We start from the raw sequence: 13,880 nt of genomic DNA, 5'->3' as shown, positions 1-13,880 counted from the left end.
CCAGCTATTCGCTGCGCCGATATTTGCCTGGGAGCAGCGATGCGATGGCGGCCTTCGTCGCCCTCCCCGAGGCGTCCGGCACGATCACCTCGGCCGTCGGCGCATAGTCCGAGATCATCTCGCGGCACATGCCGCAGGGCGCGACGATCTCCATCGAGCCATCGCGATTGTGATAGACCGCGACGATCACCTCGATATCGGAAGAGCCGATCTCGGTGACGGCCCGCCCGATCGCCACCGCCTCGGCGCAAACCGCGATACGCCCCACATTGGCTTCGAGATGAACACCCGTGACGATCTCGCCGCTGCGAAGGCGCAAGGCGGCCCCGACGACATGCCAATCCGGCCGGTAGCGCGCAGCAATCGCCGCCCTGGCCGCTTCGATCAGCACCGTATCATCCACGTTCAGAACAGCCATGAATCCTCGCTTTGTTTACCGGTACCGGCCATGGTTGGAGAATATGACCGATTCCAGCCGGCGATAGCGCATCATGCCCGATTGATGGTAACGCCGAGCGCGCGGAAAGGCTCGACAGCCGGATCGGGCGTATCTTCCTCCACCAGCATGACGTCGATCTCCTCTATCGCCGCGACATGGAAGGGCGAGGCAGCGCCGAGCTTCTCCCGAGACGCCAGCACGACGGTTTCCGCGGCCTGCCGGCGCAGCGCCCGCTTGATGGCGGCCTCCTCGCTGTCGCCGGTGGTCAAGCCGATCTCGGCATGAATGCCCGTCACGCCCATGAAATAGATGTCGGCCCGGATGCGTGCGATCGCTTCGGCAGCGACAGCCCCCACGGCAACCATGGAATGACGGAACAGCCGGCCGCCGATCAGTTCCACCTCGATGCCGGCATGCCCCGCCAGCTCCACCGCGACGTTCGGACTATGGGTCACCACCATGGCCCTGAGGTTGGGGTCGAGATGACGCGCAAGCTGCACCGCCGTGGTACCGCCGTCGAGCATGACGACCTGTCCCGGACGCACCAGGCGCGCAGCCGCGCGGCCGATGGCGATCTTGCCAGCCGCCGAGACGTCGCGGCGCTGAGCGAGATCACCCATGGCCGGCGAAGCCGGCAGCGCGCCGCCATGGACACGCTGCAGCAGCCCCTCGCCCGCCAATTCGCGCAGATCCCGGCGGATGGTATCCTCGGACAGGTCGAGCTCCCGGCTGACCGTCTTGGCGACGACGCGCCCGTCCCGGCAGAGAACCTCGAGAATGTAAGCCTTGCGCTCGCTTGTGAGCATGACGCCGTCCGCCTCACGAATTTTCTTGACTATGCACGAAATTGCACGAAATTTAAGGCCCACTCAAGAAAATTCACGATATTTCGTGCAGAGAGGCTTCCATGAGCTTGGCGGATCGGGTGCGGGTCGAGGATGTCGAACTCCTCTCCGACAACTGGTATGTCCTGAAGAAGACGACGTTTCTCTATCGTCGCGGTGATGGGAGCTGGCAAAGGCAGAGCCGGGAGACCTATGATCGCGGCAATGGCGCCACCATCCTGCTTTACGATCCCTTGCGGCGCACCGTCATTCTCACGCGTCAGTTCCGCTATCCGGCCTTCGTCAATGGCTGCGACGATCTCCTGATCGAAGCCCCGGCCGGCCTGCTCGACAATGCAGGTCCGGAGGAACGTATACGGGCTGAGACCGAAGAGGAAACCGGTTTCCGGATTCACGAAGTCCGGCGTGTGATGGAGGCCTATATGAGCCCGGGCTCCGTGACCGAGAAGCTCTATTTCTTCGTCGCGCCCTACAGCCCCGGCGACCGTGTCGGCGCCGGCGGCGGCCAGGCGGAGGAAGGCGAGGACATCGATCTCCTCGAACTCGACATCGACGAGGCCCTGGCGATGGTTGCACGCGGCGAGATCCGGGACGGCAAGACCATCATGCTGCTCTACCATGCCGCCTTGCATCTCTTCGGCAAGACGGCGGCCGCCGCGGCGTGACGCCTCGCCCCGGTCGGGCTCGCCTCAACTATCGTGCCGTCTCGATCACGATCTTGCCGAAGGCGCCTCGATCAAGATGATCGAGCGCGGCCGGAAGTTCGGCGAAGCCGTAGCGCCTGTCGATGACGGGTTCGAGGCCGAGCGCGTCGACGGCACGCACCAGATCCTCCTGGGCCCGGCGATGACCGACGCCGATGCCCTGGACCGTCAGGCCCTTGAGCATCAGGGGAACCACCGGCGCTGAGACCTCGATGCCTTCCAGCACGCCGATGACGGAGATGCGCCCTCCCATCGCCGCCGCCTGCACGGACTGCCCCAGGTTGGCGCCCCCTGCAATTTCCAGGATGTGATCGGCTCCACGATCGCCCGTCAGGCGATGGGTGGCCTCAACCCAGTTTTCGCGGCTGCGATCGATGCCATGGTCGGCGCCGAGTTCCCGGGCCCGCGCCAGCTTGTCGGCACTGCCGGACGTGACGATCACCCTGGCCCCCGCGGCCTTGGCGATCTGCAGCCCGAACAGCGAAACCCCGCCGGTGCCTTGCACCAGCACGGTCTTGCCGGCCAGAGGCGTCCCGCGCTCCACCAGCGCGAACCAGGCCGTCAGCCCCGCCACCGGCAAGGTACTCGCAGCGGCATCGTCGAGCGTGGCTGGCGCAAGGGTGAACCAGTCTTCCGGAAAAGCGACATAGTCCGCAAGAACGCCGGGCCGCATGCCGCCCAAGGTGCGGTAGGGCGGCACGCGGGCCGTACCATCGTTCAGCCCGTCGATCCAGCCGGGAATGAAGGTGGAGATCACCCGGTCGCCCGGTTTGAATCGCGTGCTTGCCTCTCCAATCGCCTCGACGATACCCGCCATGTCCGATGCCGGGGTGAAGGGGAAGGCCAGAGGCTGGCCGAAACCGGTCTCGATCACCAGCTTGTCGCGGTAGTTCAGGGAAACGGCGGTCACCTTGACCAGGACTTCGCCCGGCCCTGGCCGGGGCTTCGGCACTTGCTCGAACACGAGCCGATCGCGCCCGATCGCATTCATGGACCACCGTTTCATCTGCTCCGTCATCGCCATTCTCCATCGGATGTGGGAGCGGCACAGTAATGTTGAATTTCAAGCACCAGTGGCGATATAATTTCCGTTCATTGGTTCTGTTTTATCTACAAGATCGTTCTTGCAATGGTGGATCGTCTCACGGGTGTCTCGGTTTTCGTCGAAGCGGTGGAGGCTGGCGGCTTTGCCGCCGCTGCCCAACGGCTCAACCTCTCGCGATCGGCTGTCGGCAAATCGATCGCCCGGCTCGAAGAACGGCTGGGCGCCCGCCTGTTCCATCGCACCACGCGCAGCCAGGCGCTGACCGAGGACGGCCAGGTCTTCTATGAGCGCTGCCTGCGGGCGCTGGCCGAGATCCGCGACGGCGAGGCCATGCTCGACAGCGGCCGGCGCGACGTCAGTGGCCGGCTGCGCGTCACCATGCCGGCCCTGTTCGGACGTGCCTGCGTCACGCCGCTTCTGCTCAAGCTCGCGGCCCAGCATCCGGCTCTCGAACTCGAGCTCAATTTCAACGACAGGCGCGTCGATCTGATCGAGGAGGGCTATGACCTCGCCATTCGCAACGGTGCCCTCGAATCCGACGCGAACCTGATCACGCGCCGTGTCGCCCAGCAGCGCATGACGGTGTGCGCCGCACCTGCCTATCTGCGCGAGCACGGCGCCCCCCTCACCCTCGCCGCCATCGCCGACCATCACGCCATTCTCTACGGCCGTTCAGGTCAGCCCCGGTCATGGCTGTTTCCGGTACAAGGCAGGCCTTCCGTCGAGATCATGCCCAGGAGCCGCTTCATCTTCGATGCTCTCGACGCGGTCGCCGATGCGGCGGTGGCCGGAGCGGGCCTTGCCTGGATACCGTGCTGGCTGGCGGCCGACCGTGTACGCAGGGGCGAGTTGGTCCGGGTGCTGACCGAGCATCCGGGCCTGGCCTTCGATGTGCATGCCCTCTGGCCGCGCTCGCCCCTGCTGCCGCTACGCGTGCGTGCGGCCATCGACATACTCGTCGCGAACCTTTCCCGCTTGATGAGCAACGAGGTCGGCCTCTGAAGGCGTAATGCGGGCAATTTAAGAAGGAAACGCCTTGAACTGGCATAGCCGTGCTTGACCCGGCTATCCAGAAGCCGCCTGCGCGCCGCGGCGATCCAGGCCGGAATGCCATGCCCTTGCCATCGGGCACGAATGGGATTATCCATTAATTAATTAACATATTAAATATCTAAAAATCCCACTCGGTCTTCTCGGCAATGATGAGTGCTTCGAGGCGACAAATCGAGGGCGACAGGAGGAAGCCGTGGCAAATCAGGGCTATTCGCAAGGGGATGTCGCTGCGCGGGACTTCGCGATCGATCTGGATACCCAGGCAGTTGGAAACGCAATCCATCGGTTCACCGCGTGGAGGATCATGCCCCTACTGCTGGCGTGCTACGTCTTCGCCCATCTCGACCGCATCAATATCGGCTTCGCCAAGCTGCAGATGACATCCGATCTCGGCTTCAGCAACACCGCCTATGGCCTGGGCGCCGGCCTGTTCTTCGTGGCCTACGCCCTGTTCGGCGTGCCGAGCAATCTGATGCTGGACAGGCTCGGCCCGCGGCGCGGGATCACCCTCATCATGCTCGTCTGGGGAGTTCTCTCGGCCTCGACCTTCCTGGTGACCTCCGCCCAGCAGTTCTACGGCCTGCGTCTCCTTCTCGGCATCGCCGAGGCCGGCTTTTTCCCAGGGGTTCTCGTCTACATCAACCGCTGGTTTCCGCAGCGCCGACGCGGCCAGATCACGGCGCTCTTTGCCCTCGCCGTACCGGCAGCCGGTCTGCTCGGCGGCCCGATTTCGGGCAGCATTCTCGAAAGCTTCAACACCATTGCAGGCTTGCGCGGCTGGCAGTGGATGTTCCTGCTCGAAGGCCTGCCCGTCATCCTGCTCGCCTTCGTGGTCTACGCCGCCCTACCGGACACCGTGCGTGATGCCTCGTGGTTGAGCGAACCACAGAAGGACCACCTGATGGCAACCCTCGCTGCCGAACAGAAGCCGACAGCGAATATCTCGTTATCCCAATGCATTCGGGATCCCAGGGTTTGGCAACTGGTCGGCATCTATTTCGCCGTGATGCTTGCCGTGAACACGATTGCCTTCTGGACGCCGGCCTTGATCAATGGCGCCGGCATTACCAGCGACATAAGGATCGGGCTCCTCAGCGCTGTGCCCTATCTGGCGGGCTGCGTCTTCATGCTCGCCGTCGGCCTTTCATCGGATCGGTTCAGGGAGCGCCGCTGGCATCTTTGCATTCCGCTGCTGATGGCCGCCTGCGGTCTTGCCATCGTCGGCCTCGATCCCGGCAATCCGGTATCGACCATGCTCGGATTGACGCTTGCCGGCATGGGCGCCAGCACCTCCCTGCCCCTGTTCTGGCAATTACCGCCTGCCTTCATGTCTGCGGCTGTCCTGGCAGCCGGCATCGCCTTTGTGAGTTCGCTCGGCAATGTCGCAGCCTTCCTCGCCCCCTATTTCATCGGCTGGATGCGCGATGCGACTCAGAGCTCATCGCTTGCGCTCTACTGCGTGGCGGCTCTCATCGCTATTGGCGGTCTCGCCGTGTTGCGCCTGCCGGCCTCACTCGTCAATCCCCGGTAACCGACTGCCCCCTGATAGGTCGACCGCACCGGAGGCTTCAGCCGCCATTTCAGGCAAACGATGCCAGCGCGGCAGGCAAGTTGCCTTTGCGGTAGGCAAATCCGCAATTCTGCTTACGATCTCATCAATCGATATGCGCAGACCGCTTGCCGCCTTGCACGATCTCGCTCAATGTAACGCCAGATTGCACATCTGGAGGGAATGCATGGCGGCGTTCGATGAGATGACACTGAGCGACGGTTCCATTCGACCCGCCTACGCCGATCTCGCGCAGTGGCTGTCCACGGCCCCAAAGGAATTACTGACCCATCGACGCAATGAGGCCGAGCTGCTGTTCAGGCGCATCGGCATCACCTTCGCGGTCTATGGCGACAAGGCCGGCGCCGAGCGCCTCATCCCCTTCGACATCATCCCACGCATCCTGGCGGCGCAGGAATGGGCGACGCTCAAGCGAGGCCTCGAACAGCGCGTGCGCGCGCTCAACATGTATATCAAGGACGTCTACGGCAAACGCGAAGTGGTACGCGCCGGCGTGGTGCCGGAAGACCTGATCTTCAACAATCCCGCCTTCCGCCCCGAAATGGCGGGCCAGAGCGTACCGCACGACGTCTATGTCCATATTGCCGGCATCGACATCGTGCGCGTCGACGCCGATACATTCTACGTGCTCGAGGACAATGCGCGCACGCCCTCCGGCGTCTCCTACATGCTGGAGAACCGCGAAGTCACCATGCGCCTGTTCCCGGAAGTGGTGGCACGCCACCGCATCGCCCCGGTCGAGAACTATACGGACGAACTGCTCGCCACGTTGCGCTCGATCGCCCCGCGCTCGGCCTCGCGCGATCCGGTCGTGGTGCTGCTTACCCCCGGCATGTACAACTCGGCCTATTACGAGCACTCCTTCCTGGCCGATCGCCTAGGCATCGAGATCGTCGAGGGGCGCGACCTCTTCGTGCGGGACGAGATCGTCTATATGCGCACCACCGAGGGGCCCCGCCGGGTCGACGTGATCTATCGGCGGATCGATGACGACTTCCTCGATCCTCTCGCCTTCCGCCCGGACTCCGCTCTCGGCGTTCCCGGCCTGATGACCGCCTACCGCGCCGGCAATGTCACGCTGACCAATGCCGTCGGCACCGGCGTCGCCGACGACAAGGCCGTTTATTCCTATATGCCTGACATCGTGCGCTTCTTCCTCGGAGAGGAGCCGATCCTACGGAACGTGCCGACGCATCGCTGCCGCGAGCCCGAAGCCTTGGCCTATGTGCTCGACAATCTCGAAAGCCTGGTGGTCAAGGAGGTCTCGGGATCAGGCGGCTATGGCATGCTGATCGGCCCGCATGCCAGCAAGGCCGAGATCGCGGATTTCCGCGCCAAGCTGAAGGCCCACCCCTTCGGCTATATCGCCCAGCCGACCTTGGCGCTCTCGACCTGTCCCTGTTACGTCGAGGAGGGAATTGCCCCCCGCCATGTCGACCTTCGCCCCTTCGTCCTCACCGGCTCGGACAAGATCCGCATCGTGCCGGGCGGCCTGACCCGGGTGGCCTTGAAGGAAGGTTCTCTGGTGGTCAATTCCAGCCAGGGCGGAGGTACCAAGGATACTTGGATCCTGGACCGATGAGGCAGGCCATGCATTGTCTATTATCGCTCCTCCCGCCTCCTCCCGTTCGGACGAAGAGCCATGCTGTCGCGTACCGCTGATAATCTGTTCTGGCTGGCCCGCTATGTCGAACGGGCCGAATATCTCGCCCGCATCCTCGATGCGGCCTATCGGCTGTCCTCCCTGCCGGCCTCCTATGGCGGCCTGACCACGGAATGGGAGAGTGCGGTGGAGACGGCGGGATGCGGCCCAGCCTTCTTTGCCGCCTATGAGGAGGCCAATGAGCGTACGGTCACCGAGTTCCTGGCCTTCTCCGCCGAGAACCCCTCCTCGATCCGGAACTGCTTCGAGATGGCACGCACCAATGCCCGCGGCGTCCGCACGGCGCTGACCGCGGAGATGTGGTCGACCATCAACGACTCCTGGCTCCAGCTCAAGCGCTACAATCCTTCGCATATGAGCCGCGAGGAAGTCTCCCGCTTCCTCGACTGGGTCAAGGGCGTCTCCCTGATGTTCGACGGCTCGGCCTATCGCACCATGCTGCGCAACGATGCCTACGCTTTCGCGCGCCTCGGCCTGTTCCTGGAACGCTCCGACAACACGGCACGTATTCTCGACGTCAAATATCATGTGCTGCTGCCACCGTCCGAAAGCGTCGGCGGCAGTCTCGATTACTTCCAATGGACGGCCATTCTGCGCGCCGTCTCCGCCCTCACCGCCTATCACTGGGTCTACAAGGAAAGCCTCAAGCCGTGGCTGGTCGCCGACCTTCTGATCCTGAACACGCAGATGCCACGTTCCCTCGCTTCATGCTATGAGAACCTCAATGGGAATCTCGATCAACTCGCACAGGTCTATGGCCGGCAGGGCCCGGCCCAGCGCCTGGTGCGCGTGACCCAATCGCGCCTCCAAAATCTGAGTATCGACGAGGTTTTCCAGTCCGGGCTGCATGATTTCATCACCGATTTCATCACCGACAACAACAATCTAAGTGCGGCGATCGCCGAGCAATATCTGATCTGAGAGACTGTTACGGACCATGCGCATCTGCGTCGCCCACGAGACCGTCTATCGCTACGAGCGGCCGGCCAAATCCGTGATCCAGACCCTTCGCCTGACCCCACGCTCGCATGACGGCCAGCATGTGGTGCGCTGGCGCATCGACGTGGACCAGGATGTCAGATTGAGCCAGGCCGAGGATGCGTTCGGCAATATCAGCCATGCCTTCGCGGTGATCGGCAGCATCGACAGCTTGACGGTGCGCGTGGAGGGCGAGGTGGAAACCCATGACAATGCCGGTGTGCTGCTCGGCGTCGTCGAGCGCTTCCCCGTCTCCCTCTATCTGCGCGATACCGATCTCACCCGTGCCGATGTCTCGATCCAGGCGTTCGCCCGCCAGAGCGTAAGCGAGGCCGAGGGCGGTCTTGCCGCCTGCCATGCCCTGATGCAAGCGATCCATAAGCGCATTGACGTCAGCCGCGATCCGAAACGACTGGCATCCAGCCTGGTGGAGGCGTTCGCCGCCGGCAACGGCGTCGCGCAGGACGTCAGCCATCTCTTCATCGCTTGCGCCCGCACGCTCGGCATCCCGGCCCGCTATGTCAGCGGGCTGCTGTGGCAGCCTCAGGCGCAGCAAGGCAGCGCCAGCCATGCCTGGGCCGAGGCCTATGTCGAAGGTCTGGGTTGGGTCGGCTTCGACCCGACGCTGCCGGTCTGTCCGACGGTCCACCATGTCCGTGTCGCGGTCGGCCTGGACTATCTTGGCGCTGCGCCGGTCCGGGGCGCCCATTACGGCGGCGATGGCGAAAGCCTGGAGGTGACGGTCGATATCGCTGAAAAGGGCGAGCGCCCGCAGGCGCAGCATCAGTCACAGAGCTGAGTTTTAAACCCGACCGCCCGTGTCAGTGTCGATGGAGTGTCAAGGCAGGCTGGAATCGTGTTCGTGCTCGTAGCGCACTGCGCCCGGACGCAATTTCGGCGCAAGCTTGCTGATGGCAAACAAAGCGAGGATACCGACAACATAGCCCACCTGCAGGGTCACGGCGATCGCCACCATGTCGATCAAGGCCACGCCAAGGCCGAAGCCGGCCACCCAGATAACGATGGCGCTGCCGACAGACGCGACCACGGCGACGACCGTGAAGGCCAGCACGGGAACGAAGGTTCCGCACACAACCCCTAGCGCCATCGCTACGATGACAGGCCAGATCACGAACATTGTCCTCTCCAAGTATGCCGATGCTCTGTCACCGGAACCCGGTATTTGGCCGCACCCGCCTGCGCGACCGACCCTCGCTTCACCGTATCTGTTCGAGCATTGCCTTGTGTCGTAGCTCCTCCGAAAGAAGGGCGTTTACACCCGGGAAGCTCGATCTCCTTCTTTAGAAAATGCCCCGACAGTGAGCATATTCTCCACGAAGGAAGCAATGCCCTATTCGGATTAGGTAAGCATAATATGCTATCGACGTGACAGGAAAGTAGTTTCTTGGCGTCGAGAGAGGTATGGTGCTGTCCCGACGACTTTTCCAGCGTCAAGCTCCCGCTATCGTCATCCGACCCAGCTTGAGCTCGAGATAGGCAAGGCGTCAGATCGGCGTCAGCACATCTTCGGCGTGTCAGGAAGCGAGCACCTTGCCGGGGTTCATGAGACCCGAGGGGTCGAGCAGGTCCTTGACCGATCGCATCAAGGCCAGCTTGACCGGATCGGCCGTGGCGTAGAGGGCATGGATACGCTTGGAGCCGACACCGTGCTCGGCCGAGAATGAACCGCCACGCAAGCGGATGCCGCCATAAAGCACGGCCTCCACGCCGGCGATATCGTCGGGCGTCAGCGCATCCGCCGCCCGGTTGAGCATGATGTGCAGATTGCCGTCGCCCAGATGGCCGAAGACAAAGGGAGCGAGCCCTGGCGAGACGCCCGCCAGGCCGGCAACACTGGCGCGGACATAGTCGTCCACCTGTGACAAGGGCAGCGAGACGTCGAAACTCGGCGAGTTGGGATAATCGACATAGAGGACTGCGGATTCCTCGCGCAGCCGCCAGATCGCCTGCTCCTGCGCCAGCGAACTCGCCAAGACGGCGCTGGTCTCGGGATGGACGTCCAGCAATTCCTCATAGATCGCCGCCAGTTCTTCCTGCAGTGCCGCTTCGTCGGCACCGCCCAGGGAAAGGATGAGATAGATCTGGTGGTCGAAGGAAAAGTCGGGCGCCGACCAACCGAAATGGCGGGCGGCATAACGGAAGTAATCGGCCCACATCGCCTCGGCCGCGCGCAATTCGCCGACCCGCGCGTCGAGGGCGCGCCGGATGGCGGCAAGTGCCGCGGGCACCGAGCCGAAACCGAACAGGGCGACGGCATGGGCTTTCGGTACGGCGTCCAGTTTGATTGCCACCTTTGTGACGATGCCGAGCGTTCCCTCGGCCCCGATCAATAGATGCTTGAGATCGTATCCGGCGGAATTCTTCACCACCCGGGTGAGATCGGAATAAACAGACCCATCCGGCAGCACCGCTTCCAGGCCGAGGATGCGATGGCGCGTCACACCATTGCGGAAGGCCATGATGCCCCCGGCATTCGTGGAGATCATGCCGCCGATGCTGGCCGACCCCCGTGCCGGGAGGTCGATGCCGGGTTCGAGATGATGGACGAGTGCTGCCTCCTGCAGAGCCTGAAGTGTGCAGCCGGCCTCCACCACCGCCACGCGCTCATCGGCGTCGAGCCGCTCGATCCGGTTCAAGCGGCGTGTCGATACGACGACCTGTCCCGCCGTCGAGATACCGCCGCCGACGAGACCGGTGCGACCACCTTGCGGCACGATCGAGACGCCGTCGCGCAGGCAAAGCCTGACGATCGCAGCGACTTCCCCGGTCGTCGCCGGCGAGACGACGGCTGAGGCGCCGAGATTATCCGGCTCTTCGCCTGGGTCGAGCTCGGCGATCGCCGCGCCGGTACGGATATTCGTGGCACCGACGATGGAGGCGAGATCGGACAGAAAGTCCGCCGGCAGCCCGTTTTCCTGCGCGATCATCGCCTTACCCCATTACTTTTCGCCGTGAGCGCTCAGGCCGCGCGGCGCAGAGCCTGCGCCATGCAATGAATACCGCCGCCCGTCTTGGATATCTCGCCGGTGTCGACGGCCGCAACCTCGAATCCGCGTGCCTTGAGCTGGCCGATCAGGCTCTTGCTCGCGGTGGGCGCGATGATCCGGTCATTGCCGAGCGACATGAAGTTGCAGCCGAGCGCCATGGTGTCCTGGAACGGTACATCGATGATCTCATGGCCCTTGGCCTTCAGCCAGTCGACGATACCGGGCTCGGTGCAAGCCAGGCATACCGCCGTCAGCTTCGGGGCGATCGGCACCACCATCAGGTCGATATGGACGTAATATTCGTCGATGAAGGCAAGCCGGGTTTCCCAGCCTTCCTTTTCGAACCACTCGGCAACCTGGCGGGCGCCCTCCTCCTGGGTGCGGGCTCCACCGCAGCCGATCAGCACGCAACCTTCCTCGATCACGTTGAAATCGCCGCCCTCGAAGGTGCCAGCCGTCACCATGTCGTAGATCGGAATGCCCATCTTCTCATAGGCCCGGATGGCGGCATAGTTCTCGCCCCGGCGCCACCAATTGGCCATGGCGGTGATGACGACGCCATAGGGGGTCATTACGCTGGAATCGCGCGTATAGACCTGCATCGGCAATTCGACTTCCGGCTCCAGCCAGTGAATGTTGACGCCGAAATGCTCATAGGCCGAGGCGAGTTCCTTGTGCTGGGCCTGCGCCGTCTGGATGTTGCAGGGCGCCTCGCGCAGATGCTTGCGCGACAAGGAACTGGTCGCCATATGCCGGAGATAGGCCGGAGAGCCGAGCAGAACGTCGGTCAGGCGGTCGGTCTCGTTGCGAAAGCCCCAATGCTTGAGCGGCTTGGTGCCGCCGGCGAGATTCCTGCGACGCAGGGTGAAGGCGTCGTCGACATGGATCTGTTCTATGCGGTTCATGATCGTTTCTCTTTTCATCAGGTGGGGATCCACCATTCGCGCCCGCGAACGGTGGTGACATATTCAGGCCAGCGAAAGCCGATCGGCGGCGGATAATCGGCCAGCGGTGGGATCCAATTGGAGCCGCCGACGCCGCCGCCGGTACGTTCCTCGAATTCGCGACGGGCGGCGGCGCGCGCCTCCCCGTCCTCGATCAGACGAAGGGCCGAGAGCGCGATCGTCTTGGCAGCGGTCGTCACCATCGGATCGATGGTGGCAGGCATGCCGCCCAGCGCATTCATCACCCAGCCCGGATAGGTGTAGCCCTCCGGCGCCCTGAGGGCCGGCCGGGCCACGTAGAAGCGCGCCGTCGGGGCATGCCAGCTCATGTCGGTATAGTCGTCCGAGGTCGAGTTGAGCTGCGAGGGCGGCAGATCCCGCCGCAGGATCGCCTCGGCTTCCTGCGGGGCGATCAAACGCTCGCATTCGGCCAGGAAGGGCTTTTCCATCGGCTCCAGGCCAAGATTGACCTGGATCTCGCGGGCGAGCCGGCAGGCTTCCTCGCCCCAATGCGGCGCTCCAACCGTTGACATCGCGTCCCACACCACGTTGGCGATGGCATGGTTGGCCAGGCCCGGGCGCGACTTGCACACCCAGTGGCGCTCGTAACGGCAGCCGGTCATCTTTGCCGCCATCTCCGCATTGCGGTCGAGCATGGCAGTCGCCTGCTCGGCCATGTCGAGGGTGGGCATGCGCATCATGTACTGGATCTCGGCGAGGCCCGCGGGGAGATTGTCCGCCGTCGCCTGGCCGGCCGTCAGGATCGCCTCGCTGATCGACCAGCCGCCCTGATGGGTCAGCATGGAATCGCGCAGGGCCTTGGAGGCCATGTACATCATCATCAGCGCGTCATTGGCGCCGGGCGCGCGCGCGGCGGAATGCGATTGCGGGATCGGTGCTCCCGCCGCCCGGTTCCAGGCTTCCGGCTCGTCGCAGACAAAGCGGTAGATCATCGAATAGGCGGCGCCGCAATGGGTATCCCAACGCACCGTGTTGCACATCGGCAGCATGTAGAAGGGATGGAAGGAGAGCATGCCGTCGAGGCCGTCATAATAGCCCTTGGCGGCATGGAGGGGCTTGGATCCCCTCACCTTCTCGGCCGGTTCGCCAGTGAAGCGCAGCGTGCCGGCGAGGCCGTGGCGCTCCATCGCCTGTTTGGTGGCGAGCAGGCCGCCAAGGCTGGAGGTGCCCAGCGCCGAATGGGGGTCGGTGTGGCCGCCGGCGTGCTCGCTGAGGCCCGGGCGCGGGCGCTTGACGGTGGCCGCATCCTGACAATTGCCAGGCACCGCGTCATATTCGGCATACATGCCGATAACAGGCCCGCCAGGTTTGCTGGTCCAGTGCGCACAGAAGGCCGTCGGCATGCCGGCCGAACCTTCCTCGACGGTAAAGCCATGCCGGCGCAGGAGATCGACATACCAGCGCGCGGATTCGTATTCGCGCCAGGCCGTCTCGCCGAGGTCGAAGATGGTGCGCGTCCAGGTCGACAGATCACCGGCGATGGCATCGACATGCGCGAGCGCCGTTTGCTGAGCTGAACTGGTCACATTCCACCTCCCTGATTGCCATGGAGGATAAGCGGTGAACAACGCTATCAAAAAGTGATAAGTTTTGCTTGTTTGAGCAAATTC

The 13,880-nt window shown here is 63.6% G+C and carries 13 protein-coding genes; 6 read left to right on the top strand and 7 right to left on the bottom strand.

The genetic code is table 11. The annotated features are described in order from the left end of the window. Window positions 1-4 precede the first annotated feature (4 nt). Both ACZYTC_RS06710 and ACZYTC_RS06705 read right to left on the bottom strand, forming a co-directional pair. The gene (locus ACZYTC_RS06710) at window positions 5-418 is read right to left on the bottom strand and encodes a cytidine deaminase (protein WP_434956818.1); all 414 of its coding nucleotides are present in this window, start codon (window positions 416-418) and stop codon (window positions 5-7) included. Between the two features lie 71 nt (window positions 419-489). Continuing rightward, a complete protein-coding gene (locus ACZYTC_RS06705; RefSeq protein WP_488989159.1) occupies window positions 490-1,245 on the bottom strand; it encodes a DeoR/GlpR family DNA-binding transcription regulator in 756 nt (251 codons plus the stop codon). A gap of 101 nt (window positions 1,246-1,346) precedes the next feature. On the opposite strand from ACZYTC_RS06705, the gene ACZYTC_RS06700 reads away from it, so the two are divergent. Then, window positions 1,347-1,949 carry an NUDIX hydrolase gene (locus ACZYTC_RS06700; protein ID WP_441773497.1) on the top strand — a complete coding sequence of 201 codons (603 nt, stop codon included), beginning with the start codon at window positions 1,347-1,349 and terminating at the stop codon, window positions 1,947-1,949. Between the two features lie 28 nt (window positions 1,950-1,977). On the opposite strand, the gene ACZYTC_RS06695 is transcribed toward ACZYTC_RS06700, so the two are convergent. Continuing rightward, entirely contained in the window at window positions 1,978-3,006 is a 1,029-nt protein-coding gene (locus ACZYTC_RS06695) for a zinc-dependent alcohol dehydrogenase family protein (protein WP_488989158.1), read from the bottom strand. 114 nt (window positions 3,007-3,120) lie between these two features. Between ACZYTC_RS06695 and ACZYTC_RS06690 the strand changes: the two genes are divergently transcribed. The 5 genes from ACZYTC_RS06690 to ACZYTC_RS06670 all read left to right on the top strand — a co-directional run bounded on the left by ACZYTC_RS06690 (window position 3,121) and on the right by ACZYTC_RS06670 (window position 9,096). Further along, the gene (locus ACZYTC_RS06690; protein WP_488989983.1) at window positions 3,121-4,035 is read left to right on the top strand and encodes a LysR family transcriptional regulator; all 915 of its coding nucleotides are present in this window, start codon (window positions 3,121-3,123) and stop codon (window positions 4,033-4,035) included. A 355-nt stretch (window positions 4,036-4,390) separates the two neighbouring features. After that, window positions 4,391-5,617, top strand: coding sequence for an MFS transporter (locus tag ACZYTC_RS06685; RefSeq protein ID WP_434956823.1), 1,227 nt, complete (start codon window positions 4,391-4,393; stop codon window positions 5,615-5,617). A 205-nt stretch (window positions 5,618-5,822) separates the two neighbouring features. Further along, the gene (locus ACZYTC_RS06680; protein ID WP_454814230.1) at window positions 5,823-7,238 is read left to right on the top strand and encodes a circularly permuted type 2 ATP-grasp protein; all 1,416 of its coding nucleotides are present in this window, start codon (window positions 5,823-5,825) and stop codon (window positions 7,236-7,238) included. Between the two features lie 60 nt (window positions 7,239-7,298). After that, window positions 7,299-8,240, top strand: a complete 942-nt coding sequence (locus ACZYTC_RS06675) for an alpha-E domain-containing protein (protein ID WP_434956825.1) — start codon at window positions 7,299-7,301, stop codon at window positions 8,238-8,240. Window positions 8,241-8,256: 16 nt separating this feature from the next. After that, complete coding sequence (locus tag ACZYTC_RS06670) at window positions 8,257-9,096, top strand: transglutaminase family protein (RefSeq protein WP_488989157.1); 840 nt, start codon at window positions 8,257-8,259, stop codon at window positions 9,094-9,096. Window positions 9,097-9,135: 39 nt separating this feature from the next. Here the strand turns inward: ACZYTC_RS06670 and ACZYTC_RS06665 are convergent, their stop codons facing one another. The 4 genes from ACZYTC_RS06665 to ACZYTC_RS06650 form a co-directional block, all read right to left on the bottom strand. Continuing rightward, on the bottom strand, window positions 9,136-9,435 hold the full coding sequence (locus tag ACZYTC_RS06665; protein ID WP_488989156.1) for a hypothetical protein: 300 nt from the start codon (window positions 9,433-9,435) through the stop codon (window positions 9,136-9,138). Between the two features lie 397 nt (window positions 9,436-9,832). After that, window positions 9,833-11,245 carry an FAD-binding oxidoreductase gene (locus ACZYTC_RS06660; protein WP_488989155.1) on the bottom strand — a complete coding sequence of 471 codons (1,413 nt, stop codon included), beginning with the start codon at window positions 11,243-11,245 and terminating at the stop codon, window positions 9,833-9,835. A 32-nt stretch (window positions 11,246-11,277) separates the two neighbouring features. After that, entirely contained in the window at window positions 11,278-12,210 is a 933-nt protein-coding gene (locus ACZYTC_RS06655) for a dimethylarginine dimethylaminohydrolase family protein (protein WP_434956829.1), read from the bottom strand. Between the two features lie 17 nt (window positions 12,211-12,227). Next, window positions 12,228-13,796: a zinc-binding metallopeptidase family protein gene (locus ACZYTC_RS06650; RefSeq protein WP_488989154.1), complete on the bottom strand. Its 1,569-nt coding sequence runs from the start codon at window positions 13,794-13,796 to the stop codon at window positions 12,228-12,230. Window positions 13,797-13,880 lie beyond the last annotated feature (84 nt).

The organism is Labrys sp. F242 (genome assembly GCF_057813875.1).
This window is presented reverse-complemented; position numbering and strand designations above follow the sequence as displayed.